Raw genomic sequence first — 19,663 nt, 5'->3', positions numbered from 1 at the left:
TCCGCTTTGCGCCGCGTTAACCGGGCGTCTTCAGGCCCGTCAGTTTAACGAAGCGTGAGGACGCCGCCGGGCTGCGCGGCGAGATTTCCCCGTCTTTCTGCAGGCCGCCGCGCTCTTCGTAGCGCCAGCACAGCAGGCGATCCAGGCCGGGGCTGCCGGCGCAGGCCCAGCTCAGGTATTCGTCGGCATCGCTCATCACCTGAACGTCCGGCGTGGCGCTGGAGCGCAGGTGGCCGGAGAAGGGATGCAGACGCAGCGTAGACTGGCCGCTGTTGCCGAGGCCGGAAATTTTCAGCACGCTTTGCCGAATGCTCCACAGCTGAGTCTCCGCCTCCAGCCGATCGTCCTGCGCGCCGATCCAGGCACTTTCCGCCGGCGTCTGATGCGCGTGTTGCAGCGCGCTTTGCCGGGTGCCGCGCGCCCGCATCACTTCGATATCCAACCCGACTTTGCCCTCGTCGCTGAGCAGCACGCCCACGGTGTTGCTGGCGTAAGCGAGGCTGAAATCGGGCAGCTGATGATCGGCGAAACAGGGGCGGCCGGTCGGTGTGGTGGCGATGGGGGGCAGCGTCGGCAGGCCGTACAGGTAGAACATCATTTCGGCGAGCAGAATGCGCCCTTGCAGGAAGCGCGTGCGGCGTTTAACGGAAAAGGTGCGGGTGGCGGCTATCACTTCGTCGGCGAGTCTCTGGGTATCCAGGACGGCGGAGGCCGGGGTCCATCGGGCAAAATGACACGCCATTGTTCGCTCCATGACAGAGGGTCGCTAAGAACGCAGGGGTGTTAGATTAAGACTAAGTTGAGGATTTATCATCAAAAAACGCTATGCGGATTATCCTATTTATCAGCGGTGGTAGAGATATCGCCCGACGCGGCATCGCTCCACCATTGGATCATTGATGCGTTCGGCGCCAAATCAAAGCACGGCTTACCTAGCAAGTGATTGAGGATGCGGGCTGAACGCCAGGCCATCAGGCTCAGTCCGCCTTCTGCGCTGCCGTGGCTGTGTATTCCGGCATTAACCGCATAAATTCGATTTTGCTCCGGCCCGAGCCAGTCCAGATTAAAATTCGGCAGCAGCGGCAGATGCTGTTCCGCATCGAGAGGAATGCGCGGCAGCAAGGGTTTCAGGTAAGCGGGCAGCGAAGCGTGATAGCCGGTGGCCAGAATGACGATATCGGCCCTGAAACTTTCCTGGCGATTTTCCAGGCCGTGAAGCGTGCGCAGATGAAAAGCTTCACCCATTGATTCGATGGCCAGTAGGGTGCGATGAGGCAGTAAACGCACATTGCGCGTCTGGCGCATCACGTCAAAACGCATATATAGCTCACGGTACAGGGTTCGCAGCGTATGATTGCTGATGCCGTCTGCCGGCAATTTCTGTGTTTTGATTTCACGCTCGCGGATTTCTGACGGCAGTGTATAGAAATAGTCGACGTATTCGGGAGTGAAGTATTCGTTGGTGAAGGGGGACTCATCCAGCGGCTGAAAATTGGGACGGCGCGAGAGCCAGTCCAGCTGCGCCGGTTCGCCCCAGTGCCCCTGCAATGCGTTCAAAAACACATCGGCGCCGCTTTGGCCGCCGCCCACCACCATAACTCGCTTGCCGCTGAAGCCCGGATTGCGCAGGGCTATTTCGGCGGCGTGCAAGCAGTTTTCGCCCAGCGCCGGGTAAAACGCTTTCGGTAACCAAGGGTTATGGCCGGTGCCCAGACAGATATTTTTCGCCCACAGCGTCTGATCATGGGTGGTTACCTTGAACAAACTCTTTTCATCGTCAAAATCAATGCGCTCTACGGACTGTGAAAACTGTAGCCCGTCTAATCTTTCGCAGGCCCAGCGTAGATAGTCGGAAAATTCTTCTCGGCTGATAATTTGCTGCTCGGTGATTAAAAACCGATAAATTTTTTTCTGTTCTACCAAGTAATTAATAAATGAAAATTGGCTGCGTGGGCTGACGGCGGTAACCAAATCCTGCAGCACATATGTCTGCATATAAGCGGAAGGCAGCAGCATGCCGGGGTGCCAGCGGAAGCTCGCGTTACGATCGAGAAAGGTATAGTTGACGGCGCCGCTTTCGGCGGCCAGAGCGGCCAGACTGAGATTGAAAGGCCCCAATCCCACGCCAATCAAGTCTAAAGGTTCGTTCATTTAAGCTTATCTCTCACGCGGAAAAATTGATGAGATAAGCTTAGGTGAGTTTTGGCGCCGGAGACGTAAAATGCGGGCGCCGAAGAGGATATGGCGCCCGCAGGCGATTATTTGCCGATGCAGAAGCTGGAGAAGATGCGGCCCAGCAGATCGTCTGAGGTGAATTCGCCGGTGATTTCGCTCAAGGCCAGCTGCGCCTGGCGCAGTTCCTCTGCCAGCAGCTCGCCCGCGTAAGCGCTCACTAACTGTTCTTTGCCTTGCACCAGGTGCTGTGCCGCCAGCTCCAGTGCCTGCAGGTGGCGACGGCGCGCCAGGAAGCCGCCTTCCATGTTGCTGGTGAAGCCCATGCTCTGTTTCAGATGATCGCGCAGCACATCGACGCCTTCACCGGTGCGGGCCGACAGGCGAATAAGTGAGTGGTTGTTCACTTCCGTCAGACCCAGCGTTTCACCGGTGATGTCGGCCTTGTTGCGCACCACGGTGATCGGCAGCGTGCCCGGCAGGCGCGCCATAAACTCCGGCCAGATCTCCGCCGGCTCGGTGGCGGCGGTGGTGGTGCCGTCGACCATAAACAGCACTCTGTCGGCCTGTTCGATCTCGTTCCACGCACGTTCGATGCCGATGCGCTCCACTTCGTCGCTGGCGTCGCGCAGGCCGGCGGTGTCGATGATGTGCAGCGGCATGCCGTCGATATGGATATGTTCGCGCAGGACGTCGCGGGTGGTGCCGGCGATATCGGTGACGATCGCCGCCTCGCGCCCGGCCAACGCATTGAGCAGGCTGGATTTACCGGCGTTGGGGCGCCCGGCGATCACTACCTTCATCCCTTCGCGCAGCAGGCTGCCCTGGCGCGCTTCGCCGCGTACGCTATCCAGATCCGCCATCACGTCGTTGAGCTGCGCTTCGATTTTACCGTCGGACAGGAAGTCGATTTCCTCGTCCGGGAAGTCGATCGCCGCTTCCACGTAGATTCGCAGGTGAGTGAGCGCTTCCACGAGCTGGTGGATGCGGGTGGAAAATGCCCCCTGCAGCGAGTTCATCGCCGAGCGCGCCGCCTGCTCGGAGCTGGCGTCGATCAGATCGGCGATCGCTTCGGCCTGCGCCAAATCGAGCTTGTCGTTGAGAAACGCGCGTTCGGAGAACTCGCCGGGCCGGGCGATACGCACGTCGGGCAGCGCCAGCACGCGCTTGAGCAACAGATCGAGGATCACCGGCCCGCCGTGGCCCTGCAGTTCCAGCACGTCTTCGCCGGTAAAGGAGTTCGGCCCCGGGAACCACAGCGCGATGCCCTGATCGAGGGTGGCGCCGGCGGCGTCGCGGAACGGCAGATAGTCAGCGTAGCGCGGCTTCGGCAGCTTGCCGAGCAACGCCTGGGCGACGTCTTTGGCCTTGCTTCCGGAAATGCGCAGAATGCCGACGCCGCCGCGTCCCGGCGGGGTGGCTTGGGCTACGATGGTATCGGTGGTGCTCATAACGGTTCTCTCTGACGATTAAGATGCAAAAAGGCGGTCTAATGACCGCCTTTGGGGTGACTGCAAGGGTCGGCGCGCCGAACCCCTACAATACGCTTAGCTTTTTTTCTTGTCGCGGCTGTGCAGACCGCGTTTTTCCAGACCGCGGTAAATCAGCTGCTGCTGCAGGATGGTCACCAGGTTACTGACGATGTAGTACAGCACCAGACCGGACGGGAACCACAGGAAGAACACTGTGAAGATCACCGGCATGAAGGTCATGATTTTCTGCTGCATCGGGTCAGTCACGGTGGTCGGCGACATCTTCTGAATGAAGAACATCGTCACGCCCATCAGGATTGGCAGGATGTAGTACGGGTCTTGCGCCGACAGGTCATGGATCCACAGGGCGAACGGCGCGTGGCGCAGCTCGACCGAACCCATCAGCATATAGTACAGCGCCAGGAAGATCGGCATCTGAATGATCAGCGGCAGGCAGCCGCCGAGCGGGTTCACTTTCTCCGCCTTGTACAGCGCCATCATCTCTTGGCTCATGCGCTGCTTGTCATCGCCGATGCGCTCGCGCATCGCCTGCAGCTTCGGCTGCAGCATGCGCATTTTCGCCATCGAGGTGTACTGCGCCTTGGTCAGCGGGTACATGATGCCGCGCACGATGAAGGTGATGATGATGATGGAGAAGCCCCAGTTACCGATAAAGCCGTGGATGAACTTCAGCAGTTTGAACAGCGGCTGGGAGATGAACCACAGCCAGCCGTAATCCACGGTCAGATCCAGGTGCGGCGCCAGCTGGGCCATCTGGTCCTGCAGCTCCGGGCCGACCCACAGGGTCGCGTTCAGCTGCTGCTGAGCGCCCGGCTGCACCACGACCGGCGTAGATTTGAAGCCGATGGTGGACAGGTTGTCGCCCGGTTTGGCGGTATAGAAGGTGTTGTCACCTTTGGTCGCCGGTACCCACGCGGTGGCGAAGTACTGTTGCAGCATGGCGACCCAACCGTCTTTGGTGGTGACGCTCAGGTTTTCATCTTTGTCGAACGCGTATTTTTGGTACTTGTCCTCGCTGGACGAGTACGCCGCGCCGCGGAAGGTGTGCAGCGCGAAGTTGCTGCTGCCGGTGTCGCGGTGTTTAGGCAATTCGGTGGTCTGCTTCAGCTGGCCGAACAGGGTCAGCTCCAGCGGCGTCGCGCCTTTGTTGTCGATGCTGTAATCCACGCCGACCGCATAGTGGTTGCGTTTGAGCACGAAGGTCTTGGTGTAGACTGCGCCGTCTTTATCGGTGTAGGTCAGCGGGATGCGCAGCTCGTCCTGGCCTTCCGGCAGGGTGTAGCTGTCTTGCGCCGCCTGATACAGCGGGCGTTCGCCGTTGGCCGGGTTGTCCGGGCCGTTTTTACCGGTCAGGCCGCTTTGCGCCTGATAGACGAACGACGGAGTGGTTTCCAGCAGTTGGAACGGAGTCGATGAACCCAGAGTATCCGGGTAGGCCAACAGTTTAGCCTGCTCGATATCGCCACCACGGGTGTTGATGGTCAGTGACAGCACGTCGGTGTTCACGGTAATCAGCTTACCCTGACCACTGGCTGGCACGGCCTGGCTGGCGGCATCACCGGCTACTGCGTTCGAAGTCTGTTGCGTGGTCTGTGCGGCCGGCTGCGGAGCGTTGTCCGTTTGCCATGCCTGCCAGATCATGAAAGACACGAACAGCAGAGCGATGAGGAGAAGATTGCGTTGCGAATCCATCGTTAGTGTTCTCTGTTATCGTCGGTTTTTGGCGGCACCGGATCATCGCCACCTGGGTTCAAAGGGTGGCATTTTAATACGCGTTTCAATGCTAACCAACTGCCTTTTATCATGCCAAACCTGCTTAATGCCTCAATTGCGTAATGAGAGCATGTCGGCTGGAAGCGACAACGAGGCCCTAGCAGCGGACTGATGACGAGCTGATAGGCCCGCACCAGCCCGATCAGGATGCGGGAGCCTGGCGACAGTGGCGACGCCATAATTTATCCAAAGCTTCCGTCAGCGCGCGGTTATCCAAATCCGCTATCCCCTTTTTGGCCACCACGACAAAATCCATCGCCGGTAATTCGTGCTGGCGCAGGCGGAAGCTTTCGCGGGTTAGGCGTTTGATCCGATTACGCTCGTGCGCGCGTTTGACGTGTTTTTTGGCGACGGTAAGACCGATGCGGGGATGCCCCAGCTGGTTCAGGCGGCCGAGGATGGTAATTTGCGGCGTGCCAGCCCGTTGTGGCTGCTGGAAGACGAAAGTGAAATGAGTGGGAGTTAACAAACGTAACTCCCTGGGAAAAGCGAGCTTAACCACTCAGCGGGTTAGCTTTATTACTTAGAAACAGTCAGACGAGCACGGCCTTTCGCACGACGGCGGGCCAGAACTTGACGACCATTTTTGGTGGCCATACGAGCACGGAAACCGTGGCTACGGTTGCGCTTCAATACGGACGGTTGGAAAGTGCGTTTCATAGCGATTTCTACCTAAACTTAAAATAATTACTGATCAGTAAACGCGTTTGGCTACTCGGCGTGAAGATGACCGACGCCTCAATCGCAATACATAAAGAAGCGGGATTGTAATAATTGTACAGTCCTGAGTCAATTCGCATCGCGCCAGCCTACCTGGTTGTCTGCCAATAACGGAACAAAATCCGGTCTTGGCCCGTGGTCACCGCAGAATCCTGTCTGGCTAATGACGCACCATAAGGAACCAGGTATCACACGTAGGGCGAAGATTATACGGACTCGGGGTGAAATCGCAAGGATCCCCGAGAGATCCTTTGCGCGCGATCTCAGGATCCGGCGTGGATAACAGGGTATAACCGGTTGACAATGTAAAAAATGCGGCGCAGCGGCCGGGATCTGCGCGGTCATCCGGCGCCGACGGTGAAAAGATCGCCGCCGGCCGCGGCCTGTGGATAAAATGGATCTAATCTGTGAGGAAGGGGAGGATCTCTTGCGCGGATTGCGCTATGATCCGTCATTCCGATCGCGATCCCTCATGCCGGGATCGTGAGGGACACAAACCGTGAAAGGCGGTTCGCATCCCCCACAGGCAAACCGCCGATGCCGGGTATGTGTCAAAAATCATGAGTTATAAAAAAGTTGCCCGTTTCTTTTCTTTATTGATCTTGTTCGAGTGGAGTCCGCCGTGTCACTTTCGCTTTGGCAGCAGTGTCTTGCCCGATTGCAGGATGAGTTACCTGCCACAGAATTTAGTATGTGGATACGCCCATTGCAGGCGGAACTGAGTGACAACACCTTGGCGCTGTATGCGCCTAACCGTTTTGTGCTGGATTGGGTTCGCGATAAGTACTTAAACAACATCAATGGTCTGCTGAATGATTTCTGCGGCACGGACGCGCCTTTGCTGCGTTTTGAAGTCGGCAGCAAGCCGATCGCGCAGGTGATCAGCCAGACCGTGACCGCCAGCGTCAGCAGCGCCCCTGCGGCCCCCGCGGCGCGCACGGCCGCGCCTTTGCGCCCGAGCTGGGACAACGCGGCGGCGCAACCCGAGCTCTCTTATCGCTCCAACGTCAACCCCAAACACACCTTCGACAACTTCGTCGAGGGTAAGTCCAACCAATTGGCGCGCGCGGCGGCTCGTCAGGTGGCGGACAACCCGGGCGGCGCCTATAACCCGCTGTTCCTGTATGGCGGCACCGGCCTGGGTAAAACCCACCTGCTGCACGCGGTCGGCAACGGCATCATGGCGCGCAAGGCCAACGCCAAAGTGGTCTACATGCACTCGGAACGCTTCGTGCAGGACATGGTCAAAGCGTTGCAGAACAACGCCATCGAAGAGTTTAAGCGTTACTACCGTTCGGTCGACGCCTTGCTGATCGATGACATCCAATTCTTCGCCAACAAGGAGCGTTCGCAGGAAGAGTTCTTCCATACCTTTAACGCTCTGTTGGAAGGCAATCAGCAGATCATCCTGACCTCGGATCGCTACCCTAAAGAGATCAACGGGGTGGAAGATCGTCTGAAGTCGCGCTTCGGCTGGGGGCTGACGGTGGCGATCGAGCCGCCGGAGCTGGAAACCCGCGTGGCGATCCTGATGAAAAAGGCCGACGAAAACGACATCCGCCTGCCGGGCGAAGTGGCGTTCTTCATCGCCAAGCGCCTGCGTTCCAACGTGCGTGAGCTCGAAGGGGCGCTGAACCGCGTGATCGCCAACGCCAACTTTACCGGCCGGGCCATCACCATCGATTTCGTGCGCGAAGCGCTGCGCGATCTGCTGGCGCTGCAGGAAAAGCTGGTCACCATCGACAATATCCAAAAGACGGTGGCGGAGTATTACAAGATTAAAGTCGCGGATTTGCTGTCCAAGCGGCGTTCGCGATCCGTTGCCCGCCCGCGCCAGATGGCGATGGCGTTGGCGAAGGAACTCACCAACCACAGCCTGCCGGAAATCGGCGATGCGTTTGGTGGCCGCGACCATACCACGGTGTTGCACGCCTGCCGGAAGATCGAGCAGCTGCGTGAGGAAAGTCACGACATCAAAGAAGATTTCTCCAATTTAATCAGAACATTATCTTCATAGCGCTATGAAATTTATCGTTGAACGTGAGCATCTGCTAAAACCGCTGCAACAGGTGAGCAGCCCGCTGGGCGGCCGCCCGACCTTGCCGATCCTGGGCAACCTGCTGCTGCAGGTGACGGAAGGCTCCCTGCTGCTGACCGGCACCGATCTGGAGATGGAGATGGTGGCGCGCGTCGCCCTGTCCCAGCCGCACGAGCCGGGCGCGACCACCGTGCCCGCGCGCAAATTCTTTGATATCTGCCGCGGCCTGCCGGAAGGGGCGGAGATCGCCGTCACGCTGGAAAGCGAGCGCATGCTGGTGCGGTCCGGCCGCAGCCGCTTCTCGCTGTCCACGCTGCCTGCGGCGGACTTCCCGAACCTGGACGACTGGCAGAGCGAGGTGGAGTTCACCTTGCCGCAGGCGACGCTGAAGCGCCTGATCGAAGCCACCCAGTTCTCGATGGCCCATCAGGACGTGCGTTACTACCTGAACGGCATGCTGTTTGAAACCGAAGGCGAAGAGCTGCGCACCGTCGCGACCGACGGCCACCGCCTGGCGGTGTGCTCGATGCCGATCGGCCAACAGCTGCCGTCGCATTCGGTGATCGTGCCGCGTAAAGGGGTGATGGAGCTGGTGCGCCTGCTGGACGGCGGCGATTCGCTGCTGCAGCTGCAGATCGGCAGCAACAACATTCGCGCCCACGTCGGCGATTTCATCTTCACCTCCAAGCTGGTTGACGGCCGTTTCCCGGACTATCGCCGCGTCTTGCCGAAGAACCCGGATAAAACGCTGGAAGCCGGCTGCGATCTGCTCAAGCAGGCGTTTGCCCGCGCGGCGATTCTCTCGAACGAGAAATTCCGCGGCGTGCGGCTGTACGTCAGCCAGAACCAGCTGAAGATCACCGCCAACAACCCGGAGCAGGAAGAGGCGGAAGAGATCCTCGACGTCAGCTACGACGGCGCGGAGATGGAGATCGGCTTCAACGTCAGCTACGTGCTGGACGTGTTGAACGCGCTCAAGTGTGAAGACGTGCGCCTGCTGTTGACCGATTCGGTCTCCAGCGTGCAGATCGAAGACGGCGCCAGCCAGGCGGCGGCCTACGTTGTCATGCCGATGCGGTTGTAGTCTCGTTACCTTGAATTACAGCACCGTCATCGGTAAAGAGATTGCATGGCTCTGACGCGTTTATTGATTAAAGATTTCCGCAATATCGAGGCGGCGGATTTGGCGCTGGCGCCGGGATTCAACTTCCTGGTCGGCGCCAACGGCAGCGGCAAGACCAGCGTGCTGGAAGCGGTGTATACGCTCGGCCACGGCCGCGCCTTTCGCAGCCTGCAGGCCGGTCGGGTGATCCGCCACGACCAGCCGGAGTTCGTGCTGCACGGCCGCATCGAAGGCGCGGAGCGCGAGCTGTCGGTAGGATTGAGCAAGAGCCGTCAGGGTGACAGCAAAGTACGCATCGATGGCAGCGATGGCCACAAGGTGGCCGAGCTGGCGCAGCTGCTGCCCATGCAGCTGATCACCCCCGAAGGTTTTACCCTGCTGAACGGCGGGCCGAAATTCCGGCGCGCCTTCCTGGACTGGGGCTGTTTTCATAACGAACCCGGTTTTTTCACCACCTGGAGCAACCTGAAACGGTTACTGAAGCAGCGCAATGCCGCGCTGCGCCAGGTGAGTCGCTATGCGCAGATCCGCGCCTGGGATCAGGAACTGATCCCGCTCGCGGAGCGCATCAGCGAATGGCGGGCGGAATACAGCGACGCGATCGCCGCGGATATTACCGCGACCTGCGCGCAGTTTCTGCCTGAATTCGCCCTGAGCTTCTCCTTCCAGCGCGGCTGGGACAAAGAGAGCGACTACGGCGAGCTGCTGGAGCGCCAGTTTGAGCGAGACAGGGCATTGACCTATACCGCGGTGGGGCCGCATAAAGCGGACTTTCGCATTCGTGCCGACGGCACGCCGGTAGAGGATTTGTTATCGCGCGGTCAGCTTAAACTGCTGATGTGCGCGTTGCGCTTGGCGCAGGGTGAGTTTCTCACCCGGCAGAGCGGGCGGCGTTGCCTGTATCTGATTGATGATTTTGCCTCCGAGCTGGACACCGGCCGTCGCCGGTTGCTGGCCGATCGCCTGAAAGCCACCCAGGCCCAGGTTTTTGTCAGCGCGGTGAGCGCTGAACAAGTGACCGACATGGCTGGTGAAAAGGGCAAGATGTTCCGCGTGGAACAGGGTAAAATAGAGGTTCAACCACAGGACTAAAATGAGCGAGAAACGTTGATGTCGAATTCTTATGACTCCTCAAGTATCAAGGTATTAAAAGGGCTGGATGCGGTGCGCAAGCGCCCGGGCATGTATATCGGCGATACCGATGACGGCACCGGTCTGCACCACATGGTATTCGAGGTTGTGGACAACGCTATCGACGAAGCGCTCGCGGGCCACTGTAGTGACATTCAGGTCACCATCCATGCCGACAACTCGGTATCGGTACAGGATGACGGCCGCGGCATTCCGACCGGCATTCACCCGGAAGAAGGGGTTTCAGCCGCAGAGGTCATCATGACCGTGCTGCACGCCGGCGGTAAATTCGACGACAACTCCTATAAGGTTTCCGGCGGCCTGCACGGCGTGGGCGTCTCGGTGGTTAACGCCCTGTCGGAGAAACTGGAGCTGGTGATCCGCCGCGAAGGCAAAGTGCACGAACAGACTTACAGCCACGGTGAGCCGCAGGTGCCGCTGACCGTGGTGGGCGAAACCGAACAGACGGGCACCATGGTGCGCTTCTGGCCGAGCCACCAGACCTTCACCAATGTGACCGATTTCGAGTACGACATTCTGGCCAAGCGTCTGCGCGAGCTGTCCTTCCTCAACTCCGGCGTGTCTATCCGCCTGAAGGACAAGCGCACCGACCGTGAAGACCACTTCCATTACGAAGGCGGCATCAAGGCGTTTGTCGAGTACCTGAACAAGAACAAAACCCCGATCCACCCGAACGTGTTCTACTTCTCGACCGTGAAAGACGACATCGGCGTGGAAGTGGCGCTGCAGTGGAACGACGGTTTCCAGGAAAACATCTACTGCTTCACCAACAACATTCCGCAGCGCGACGGCGGCACGCACCTGGTCGGTTTCCGTACCGCGATGACCCGTACGCTGAACAGCTACATGGAGAAGGAAGGCTACAGCAAGAAGGCCAAGGTCAGCGCCACCGGCGATGACGCGCGTGAAGGTCTGATCGCCGTGGTGTCGGTGAAGGTGCCGGATCCCAAGTTCTCTTCTCAGACCAAGGACAAGCTGGTCTCTTCCGAGGTGAAAACCGCGGTTGAAACGCTGATGAACGAGAAGCTGGTGGATTACCTGATGGAGAATCCGGGCGACGCGAAAATCGTGGTCGGCAAAATCATCGACGCGGCGCGCGCGCGCGAAGCGGCGCGTAAAGCGCGTGAGATGACCCGCCGCAAAGGCGCGCTGGATCTGGCCGGCCTGCCGGGCAAGCTGGCGGACTGCCAGGAACGCGATCCGGCGCTGTCCGAACTGTACCTGGTGGAAGGGGACTCCGCGGGCGGCTCTGCCAAGCAGGGGCGCAACCGCAAGAACCAGGCTATCTTGCCGCTGAAGGGGAAAATCCTCAACGTCGAGAAAGCGCGTTTCGACAAAATGCTCTCCTCGCAGGAAGTCGCGACGCTGATCACCGCGCTGGGTTGTGGCATCGGCCGCGACGAGTACAGCCCGGACAAGCTGCGTTACCACAGCATCATCATCATGACCGATGCCGACGTCGACGGTTCGCACATCCGTACGCTGCTGTTGACCTTCTTCTACCGCCAGATGCCGGAAATCATCGAGCGTGGCCACGTGTTCATCGCACAGCCGCCGCTGTACAAGGTGAAGAAAGGCAAGCAGGAGCAGTACATCAAAGATGACGAGGCGATGGATCAGTACCAGATCGCCATCGCGATGGACGGCGCTACGCTGCATACCAATGCCAGCGCACCGGCGCTGGGCGGCGAGCAGCTGGAAAAACTGGTGGCAGAACACTATGCCGTGCAGAAGCTGATCGGCCGCATGGAGCGCCGCTACCCGCGCGCGCTGCTGAACAACCTGATCTATCAGCCGACGCTGAACGAAGGCGATCTCAGCGATGAAGCCAAGGTGAAAACCTGGATCGCTTCGCTGGTGCAGGCGCTGAACGACAAAGAGCAGCACGGCAGCAGCTATGACTTCGTGATCTTCGAGAACCGCGAACGCCAGATGTTCGAGCCGGCGCTGCGCATCCGCACCCACGGCGTGGATACCGACTATAAGCTGGACTTCGACTTCATCCACGGCGGCGAATACCGCAAGATCTGCCAGCTGGGCGAACAGCTGCGCGGGCTGATCGAAGACGGCGCGTTCATCGAGCGCGGCGAACGTCGTCAGCCGGTGGACAGCTTCGAGCAGGCGCTGGAGTGGCTGGTGAAAGAGTCGCGCCGCGGCCTGTCGGTGCAACGCTATAAAGGCCTGGGCGAGATGAACCCGGAGCAGCTGTGGGAAACCACCATGGATCCGGAAAGCCGCCGCATGCTGCGCGTGACCGTCAAGGACGCCATCGCTGCCGATCAGCTGTTCACCACGCTGATGGGCGATGCGGTTGAACCGCGCCGCGCCTTTATCGAAGAAAACGCCCTGAAAGCGGCGAACATCGATATCTGATGCGTTAATGGCTGTGAAAATCCGCGCCGGGCGACCCGCGCGGATTTTTTTTGCGCCTTTTTTGGCGCTGACAGCCAAGGCTGAAACGCGTTAGCATGGGAAAAAACCACTGGGAGAAGCGTTGAATGGCTATTGAACTGATTGCGATCGACATGGACGGCACGTTGCTGGATCCGCAGCACCAAATCACGCCGGCGGTAAAGCAGGCTATCGCGGCGGCGCGGCGCAAAGGGGTGCACGTGGTGCTGGCCACCGGGCGGCCTTATGTCGGCGTGCAGGACTATCTGCGCCAGTTGGACATTCAGGGCCCCGGCGATTTTTGCATAACCTACAACGGCGCGCTGGTGCTGCGCGCGGCCGACGGCGCCTGTATTCTGCAGGAAACCCTGGGTTTTGAGGACTATCTGCACTTCGAGCAGATGGCGCGCGAGCTCGGCGTTCACTACCAGGCGTTTGACTTCGACACCCTGTATACCCCGAACAAAGACATCGGCAAATACACCATACACGAGGCGGAAATGACCGGTATTCCGTTGAAATACCGCAGCGTGGAGGAGATGGATCGCCAGATGCGTTTCCCGAAAGTGATGATGATCGACGAGCCGGCGCTGCTGGACAACGCGATTGCGCGCATCCCGGCGGAAACGCGCGAGCGTTACACCATTCTGAAAAGCGCGCCTTACTACCTCGAAATCCTGCATAAGAACGTCGATAAGGGCGCCGGGGTGAGAATGCTGGCCGAGCACCTCGGCGTGGCGCGGGAAAACATCATGACGCTGGGGGATCAGGCCAACGATACGGCGATGATCGAGTATGCCGGCGTCGGCGTGGCGATGGGCAACGCCATTCCCGAGCTGAAAGCGGTGGCGCAGTTTGTCACCGGCGCCAATACCGAAGACGGCGTGGCGCGCGCCATCGAGAAGTTCGTGCTCAACGCCTGATCAAGTGGGGCGCTACGGCGCCCCTTTATATTGCCGCCAACACCCCTTTGGCGATCTGCAGATCCTGAATCGCCAGCCCGGTAAGATCGGCGATGGTGATGTGCTGCGGCTCGCTTCGCAACCGCCCTCCCAGCGCCAAGACGGCGCCCATTTCGACGATTGGCGTTGAAATCAGCCTATTTTGCCGATAAGCCGTCGCGATCTCGCCATAGTCAGCGCACTGCGCCAGCGCATCGACCAGCAGTGCGTCCGCGCGAGCCACCAGATCGGTCGCCAGCTCCTGCTTGCCGGGCGCGTCGGCACCCACGGCGGTGATGTGCGTGCCGGGCCGAATATCCGCCGCCTGTAAAATCGGTTCGCGGCTGGGCGTGGTAGTGACGATCAGCTGACAGTGCGCCGCCAGTTCCGCCGCATCCTGCGTAACCCGCACCTGAAAACCTTCGGCCTCGGCTTCGCGCCGATACGCCGCCAGCGCCTGATCGTTGCGGCCCCACACCCACACTTCGCGGCAATCGGTCACCGGTTTCAGACATTGCAGCTGCAGCCGGGCCTGCAGGCCGGTGCCGACCATGCCGATCGCCTGAATATGCGGCGGCGCGCACAGTTCGGCGGCGATGCGGCCGGCCAGTGCGGTGCGCAGCGCGGTCAGCCAGCCCTCATCCTGCAGCAGCGCCCGAGGTTCGCCGGTCTGGGCGGAGAACGCCACCACCAGCCCCTGATTGCTGGCCAAACCGCGTTCGGCGTTGCGATAGAAACCGGCGGAGACCTTGACCACGAACAGCTCTTCGCCTTCCAGCCAGGCGGATTTGATGCAGCAATCGCCGGCGGCTTGTTCGAACAGGAAGTGCTGCACCGGCGGCTGTTGCACCCGCCGTTGCGAATAGGCGATAAAACCCTGCTTAAGCAGCGGGGTTATAGCCTCGGCGTCGAACGCGGCGAGGATTTGCTGCCGATTAAGGATGTGCATCGGCGATGGCCTTGAGGTACTTCTCCAGCACGATGTTTTTACCGCACAGCACCACCGCCACTTTTTTTCCCTGGTATTCCGGCGCCAGCTTGATCGCCGCCGCCAGCGCCACGCCGGCCGCGCCTTCGATAATCCACCGATCGCTGGCGGCGATCCGGCGCATCGCGTGCTTGATCTCCGTCTCGCTGACCAGCACTTTGCGGTCGATCAGCTGTTGGCACAGCGGGAAGGTCACGGCGCCCGGCTCGACGCCGCCGGCGGTGCCGTCGGACAGGGTGTCTTGCTCTTCCACCGGGAAGATATGGCCCGCTTCCAGCGCGCTGTACATGCTGGTGGCGTTTTCCGGCCAGCAGGCGATAAGCTGCGTGTTCGGCGACAATTGCCGCAGAACGGTGCCGATACCGGCGATATAGCCACCGCCGCCGACTGCCACGAACACAGCGTCCAGACCGGTGAGCTGTTCAACCAGCTCCATGCCGCAGGTGCCCTGGCCGGCGATCACCTGCTCGTCGTTATACGGCGAGATATAGGTTTTTCCCTGTTCGCGGGCGGCCTGTTCCCCGGCCAGTTCGGCGTTCAGCGCATCGCCCGGCACCCGTTCCACGGTGCCGCCCAGCGCGCGGATGGTGTCTAGCTTGATGCTCGCCGCCGTCTCTGGCGCATAAACCGTGACGCCAACGCCCATCAGCTGCCCCGCCAAAGCGACCGCCTGGCCGTGGTTGCCGGTAGAGGCGGCGATCACGCCGCGCCGGCGTTGCTCGCTGTCCAGTAACCGCAACTTGTTGCTGGCGCCGCGAAATTTAAAGGAGCCGGTGTGCTGCAGATGGTCGCATTTCAGATACAGCTCGCAGCCCAGCTGCTGTGAAAGCAGCACGCTGCGCTCCAATGGCGTGACCCGTACCTGAGGGCGCAACTGTTGATGGGCAGAAACAATGGCATCGAAGAGGGGGTTCATACCGGCTCCAGAGTTCTTGTACTTAAAAATCCAGTTTGTACTTTTTTGTATTGATTGTAAACCCCGTCGCCCGGCCGCCGGGCAAAAGCGGGCACGGCGTAATGTGATCGCACTGGCGGCGAAAAATAATCATTAACGTATAGTTTAGCGGCACGATTTTTTATTTATTTGCGTTAAGGAAGTCGCAACCGCTCAATTATTTTAATAAGGGAACGACAATGAAAAAAATATTACTCGCCTCATTAACCTACGCCGCGCTGACACCGTTTGGTTTCGCCGCAAAAGATGTGACCACCCAACCGGAGGTCTATTTTCTGCAAGAGTCGCAATCGATAGACAGCCTGGCGTTATTGCCGCCGCCGCCCGCCGTTGACAGCATCGATTTTATGAATGACAAGGCGCAATATGATGCCGGGAAATTATTGCGTAATACCGAACGGGGCAAACAGGCTTATCACGACGCACACGTAACGGGGGATGGCGTCGCCGCCGCATTATCCGGCGCTTTCGGTACGGAAATCACCCAGGATAATACGCCGGAGCTGTTCAAACTGGTGATGAAAATGCGTGAAGACGCCGGCGATCTGGCTACCCGCAGCGCCAAAAATCACTATATGCGCATTCGGCCGTTCGCTTTTTACCATGAGCCCACTTGCCGACCGGATGAAGAGAGCACGCTATCGACGAACGGCTCTTATCCTTCCGGGCACACCGCCATCGGTTGGGCGACCGCGCTGGTGCTGGCGGAGATTAACCCTCCCAGGCAGGGGACGATACTGCAGCGCGGCTATGAGATGGGCCAGAGCCGGGTGATTTGCGGTTATCACTGGCAAAGCGACGTGACCGCCGCGCGCTTGGTCGCCTCGGCCATCGTCGCCCGACTGCACGCGGAGCCCACCTTCGCCGCGCAGTTGCAAAGGGCCAAAACGGAATTCAACGCCCTGAAAAAATAACCCTGCTTCACGCGGCAGCGCGCCATATGAAACGCTGCCGCCGATCCGGTAAGATGGCGACTCAGTGCCGGCATGCGCAGGAGAACCGCCATGAGCCATCGGGAAAAACAGCTGACTTTCGACCCTCGCGGGCATCAGTTAACCAATATCAACGTCTGGACGCCGGACAGCCAATGGCTGGCTTATGACGTGCGCCCGCGCGGCGCCTCTTTCACCGGTCTGAGCATCGAGCGGGTCAACGTCGCCAGCGGCGCGGTGGAGGTGGTTTATCGCGCTCAGCACGGCGCCCACGTCGGCGTGGTCACGGTCAGCCCCGATGCGCCGGCGCGCTATGCCTTTATCCATGGCCCGGAGCACCCGGACAGCGCCTGGCAATATGATTTTCACCACCGCCGCGGGGTGATCGTCAGCGAACCGGATCGCGAGTTGGCCATCACCCTCGACGCGCTGGATATCACCGCCCCCTACACCCCCGGCGCGCTGCGCGGCGGCAGCCATGTGCACGTATTCAGCCCGGACGGCAGCCGCCTCAGCTTTACCTATAACGATCACGTCATGCACGAGTGCGATCCGGCGCGCGATCTGCGCAACGTTGGGGTGGCCGTGCCGCTGCACGGGGTCAATCCGCCGAAACAGCATCCGCGTGAGTATGACGGCAGCCACTATTGCGTGCTGGTCAGCGAGACGGTGCCGCAGCCGCAGCCGGGCAGCGATCAGATCAATCGTGCTTACGAAGAAGGCTGGATTGGCCGCGAAGGTTACCGTAAGGCCGACGGCAGCCGGCAGCGCTGGGCGCTGGCGTTCATCGGCGATACGCTGTCCGCCGCCGGTGAAAAGCTGCCGGAGGTGTTTATCGTCGATCTGCCGGAGAACGATGCCGATTACGCCAGGGCGGGCGCTCTGCCGCTGCAGGGAACGGAAAGCGAGCTGCCGGCGCCGCCGCAGGGCGTCAGGCAGCGGCGGGTGACCTTTACCGGCGATCGTCGTTTTCCGGGCGTGGCCGGTGCGCCGCGCCACTGGCTGCGCAGCTCGCCGGACGGCAGCCAGATCGCGTTTTTGATGAAGGATGACGGCGGCGTGGTGCAGCTGTGGACGGTGTCGCCGAACGGCGGGGAGCCGCGCCAGGTGAGCCACAGCGAGCATGATATCCAGTCTGCCTTCAGCTGGCACCCGCAGGGCGGGGCGATTGCCTTTGTGTGTGACAACAGCGTGATGCTGTGCGAGGTCGCCGGCGGCCGTCTGCAGCGTTTGACGCAGCGCAGCGCGCAGCCGCCGTCAGGGGACGCCGTGGTGTTTTCACCGGACGGCAAGAAAGTGGCGTTTATGCGCGAGATAGCGGGATTCAACCAGATCTTTGTGGTTGAGGTGTAAGGCGGGCCTGATGGCCCGCTGCGTGTGTGATTAGTGGGTGGCGGCGCTGTCGTTGCCTTCGCCGGGATTGCCGGTTGCCGCCAGATTCTGCTGCTCGCTGCGCAGGATGCGCGCTTTTGGCGAGTCTGCGGTGGCGTCGTTGCCGGAACGCAGATAGTCGTAAGGCAGCAGTACGGTGTCCATCACCGCAGAGAACGGCAGATCCAGCGCCACCAGCGGCATCATCGCCCAGCTGGTGTTGTCGTCCTTCAGCATGTCCACGCTGGCGCGGGTGCCGGGATAGTAACCCTGATTCGGGCCGGTATGGCTCATCACGCTGGAGCAACCGCTGGTCGCCAACAACATGCAGCCCGTCGCTATCGCTTTCATCGTCGTCATTAATCCATCCTGCAGGGTTGCTGTGCCCCTAAAATTAAGCTGAGTTATAACATCCTGTCGCTGCTTTAAAAGAAGCAAAATCCCGCTCTGTGGCGGCTCTCTCACTTTAGTGTAAGTGGTAAAAAAACTTTCGCCTAATCGGTGCGAAGTTTTTTTGATCCTCGCCTGTTGAATTGATGAAATCAACCCCCATTTTATCATCAGAGCCGAATTGAGAATTCGCCGTAAGGGAATTCTGGCTTAATTAGCCTGTCCAGAGTGGAAGGCGTATTTATTTCAACCTCGCTGAAGTGCCTTAGGAGGCTGTTTTATGCGTAATTTTGATCTTTCCCCGCTATACCGTTCCGCCATTGGTTTCGATCGCCTGTTCAACGCGCTGGAAGCCGGCCAGAGTCAGGGCAACGGCGGTTATCCGCCTTATAATGTCGAGCTGGTGGACGAAAATCATTATCGCATCGCCATCGCGGTAGCCGGGTTTGCCGAGCAGGAGCTGGAGATCACCACGCAAGATAATCTGCTGATCGTGCGCGGGGCGCACAATAGCGAACCGGCAGAAAAAACCTATTTATATCAGGGCATCGCCGAGCGTAATTTCGAGCGTAAATTCCAGCTGGCCGAACATATTCAAATTAAAGGCGCCAAACTGGAGAATGGCCTGTTGTATATCGACATGCAACGCATCGTGCCGGAAACATTAAAACCGCGCCGCATCGAAATTAAATAAATTTCCGTTTCGCCGGCAGGTACGCTGCCGGAAAATAATACCTAGCCTGCCGTCAGGGGGCTGAATAAACACATCTCGCTTAATGAAAGGAGTTGTTCCTATGCGTAATTACGATTTATCCCCGCTTCTGCGTCAGTGGATTGGTTTTGATAAATTGGCCAGCTCAATGGGCGGCCAGGAACCCCAGGGGTTCCCGCCGTATAACATCGAGAAAAGCGATGACAATCACTACCGCATTTCTCTGGCGCTGGCCGGTTTCCGGCAGAGCGAACTGAATATTGAAGTGGAAGGGCCGCGGCTGACCGTCAGCGGTAAACCCACTCCGCCGGAAAAACAGGTCGAATACCTGCATCAGGGCCTGGTGTGCAAAGAGTTCCAGTTGACCTTCACCCTGGCGGAGCATCTGCAGGTGTCGGAGGCCAAATTTGAAAACGGCCTGCTGCACATCGATCTGGTGCGTCAGGTGCCGGAAGCCTTGCAGCCGCAGCGCATCGCCATCGGGGCGACGCCGGAGCTGGAAGCCAAATAAC

19 protein-coding genes are annotated in these 19,663 nt (G+C 59.6%); 9 read left to right on the top strand and 10 right to left on the bottom strand.

The annotated features are described in order from the left end of the window. Positions 1-16: 16 nt before the first annotated feature. From ABTW55_RS10365 to rpmH, 7 genes are all read right to left on the bottom strand, one after another. Positions 17-742 (bottom strand): 4'-phosphopantetheinyl transferase superfamily protein, encoded by a 726-nt coding sequence (locus ABTW55_RS10365; RefSeq protein WP_039568288.1) that lies wholly within the window; start codon positions 740-742, stop codon positions 17-19. Between the two features lie 95 nt (positions 743-837). After that, positions 838-2,151, bottom strand: a complete 1,314-nt coding sequence (locus ABTW55_RS10360) for a lysine N(6)-hydroxylase/L-ornithine N(5)-oxygenase family protein (protein WP_060423514.1) — start codon at positions 2,149-2,151, stop codon at positions 838-840. A 107-nt stretch (positions 2,152-2,258) separates the two neighbouring features. Beyond that, positions 2,259-3,623 (bottom strand): tRNA uridine-5-carboxymethylaminomethyl(34) synthesis GTPase MnmE, encoded by a 1,365-nt coding sequence (mnmE, locus tag ABTW55_RS10355; protein ID WP_033649555.1) that lies wholly within the window; start codon positions 3,621-3,623, stop codon positions 2,259-2,261. 96 nt (positions 3,624-3,719) lie between these two features. Next, complete coding sequence (yidC, locus tag ABTW55_RS10350) at positions 3,720-5,357, bottom strand: membrane protein insertase YidC (RefSeq protein ID WP_016929601.1); 1,638 nt, start codon at positions 5,355-5,357, stop codon at positions 3,720-3,722. Between the two features lie 2 nt (positions 5,358-5,359). After that, positions 5,360-5,617 (bottom strand): membrane protein insertion efficiency factor YidD, encoded by a 258-nt coding sequence (gene yidD, locus ABTW55_RS10345; protein WP_004933881.1) that lies wholly within the window; start codon positions 5,615-5,617, stop codon positions 5,360-5,362. Beyond that, a complete protein-coding gene (gene rnpA / locus ABTW55_RS10340; RefSeq protein ID WP_004933883.1) occupies positions 5,581-5,940 on the bottom strand; it encodes a ribonuclease P protein component in 360 nt (119 codons plus the stop codon). The genes yidD and rnpA overlap by 37 nt, the downstream gene beginning before the upstream one ends. A gap of 17 nt (positions 5,941-5,957) precedes the next feature. Further along, complete coding sequence (rpmH, locus tag ABTW55_RS10335; protein WP_000831330.1) at positions 5,958-6,098, bottom strand: 50S ribosomal protein L34; 141 nt, start codon at positions 6,096-6,098, stop codon at positions 5,958-5,960. A gap of 682 nt (positions 6,099-6,780) precedes the next feature. Between rpmH and dnaA the strand changes: the two genes are divergently transcribed. The 5 genes from dnaA to yidA all read left to right on the top strand — a co-directional run bounded on the left by dnaA (position 6,781) and on the right by yidA (position 13,785). Further along, entirely contained in the window at positions 6,781-8,175 is a 1,395-nt protein-coding gene (gene dnaA / locus ABTW55_RS10330) for a chromosomal replication initiator protein DnaA (protein ID WP_049235245.1), read from the top strand. A gap of 4 nt (positions 8,176-8,179) precedes the next feature. Further along, on the top strand, positions 8,180-9,280 hold the full coding sequence (dnaN, locus tag ABTW55_RS10325; protein WP_004933892.1) for a DNA polymerase III subunit beta: 1,101 nt from the start codon (positions 8,180-8,182) through the stop codon (positions 9,278-9,280). A 45-nt stretch (positions 9,281-9,325) separates the two neighbouring features. After that, complete coding sequence (recF, locus tag ABTW55_RS10320) at positions 9,326-10,411, top strand: DNA replication/repair protein RecF (RefSeq protein WP_060423512.1); 1,086 nt, start codon at positions 9,326-9,328, stop codon at positions 10,409-10,411. An 18-nt stretch (positions 10,412-10,429) separates the two neighbouring features. Then, positions 10,430-12,844 (top strand): DNA topoisomerase (ATP-hydrolyzing) subunit B, encoded by a 2,415-nt coding sequence (gyrB, locus tag ABTW55_RS10315; RefSeq protein WP_060423510.1) that lies wholly within the window; start codon positions 10,430-10,432, stop codon positions 12,842-12,844. A gap of 125 nt (positions 12,845-12,969) precedes the next feature. Further along, positions 12,970-13,785, top strand: coding sequence for a sugar-phosphatase (gene yidA, locus ABTW55_RS10310; RefSeq protein ID WP_033649554.1), 816 nt, complete (start codon positions 12,970-12,972; stop codon positions 13,783-13,785). Positions 13,786-13,810: 25 nt separating this feature from the next. Here the strand turns inward: yidA and ABTW55_RS10305 are convergent, their stop codons facing one another. Together ABTW55_RS10305 and ABTW55_RS10300 are read right to left on the bottom strand one after the other, a co-directional pair. Then, complete coding sequence (locus ABTW55_RS10305; RefSeq protein ID WP_060423507.1) at positions 13,811-14,752, bottom strand: ornithine cyclodeaminase family protein; 942 nt, start codon at positions 14,750-14,752, stop codon at positions 13,811-13,813. Next, the gene (locus tag ABTW55_RS10300) at positions 14,739-15,707 is read right to left on the bottom strand and encodes a threonine/serine dehydratase (protein ID WP_039568273.1); all 969 of its coding nucleotides are present in this window, start codon (positions 15,705-15,707) and stop codon (positions 14,739-14,741) included. Before ABTW55_RS10300 ends, ABTW55_RS10305 begins: the two co-directional genes overlap by 14 nt. 218 nt (positions 15,708-15,925) lie before the next feature. On the opposite strand from ABTW55_RS10300, the gene ABTW55_RS10295 reads away from it, so the two are divergent. Then, positions 15,926-16,660, top strand: a complete 735-nt coding sequence (locus ABTW55_RS10295; protein ID WP_033636536.1) for a phosphatase PAP2 family protein — start codon at positions 15,926-15,928, stop codon at positions 16,658-16,660. Between the two features lie 90 nt (positions 16,661-16,750). Next, a complete protein-coding gene (locus ABTW55_RS10290) occupies positions 16,751-18,031 on the top strand; it encodes a DUF3748 domain-containing protein (protein WP_060423504.1) in 1,281 nt (426 codons plus the stop codon). Between the two features lie 30 nt (positions 18,032-18,061). Here the strand turns inward: ABTW55_RS10290 and ABTW55_RS10285 are convergent, their stop codons facing one another. Continuing rightward, positions 18,062-18,409, bottom strand: a complete 348-nt coding sequence (locus ABTW55_RS10285; RefSeq protein ID WP_033636538.1) for a YceK/YidQ family lipoprotein — start codon at positions 18,407-18,409, stop codon at positions 18,062-18,064. A 310-nt stretch (positions 18,410-18,719) separates the two neighbouring features. Between ABTW55_RS10285 and ibpA the strand changes: the two genes are divergently transcribed. Together ibpA and ibpB are read left to right on the top strand one after the other, a co-directional pair. Beyond that, the gene (gene ibpA, locus ABTW55_RS10280; RefSeq protein WP_047569943.1) at positions 18,720-19,133 is read left to right on the top strand and encodes a small heat shock chaperone IbpA; all 414 of its coding nucleotides are present in this window, start codon (positions 18,720-18,722) and stop codon (positions 19,131-19,133) included. A gap of 100 nt (positions 19,134-19,233) precedes the next feature. Further along, complete coding sequence (gene ibpB, locus ABTW55_RS10275; protein WP_004933922.1) at positions 19,234-19,662, top strand: small heat shock chaperone IbpB; 429 nt, start codon at positions 19,234-19,236, stop codon at positions 19,660-19,662. Position 19,663: the final 1 nt, after the last annotated feature.

The sequence above is a fragment of the Serratia sp. SM04 genome, from assembly GCF_040280225.1.
GTDB classification, from domain to species: domain Bacteria; phylum Pseudomonadota; class Gammaproteobacteria; order Enterobacterales; family Enterobacteriaceae; genus Serratia; species Serratia sarumanii.
Note: the sequence above shows the minus strand (reverse complement) of the source record. Positions and strands in the feature narration are given on the sequence as shown.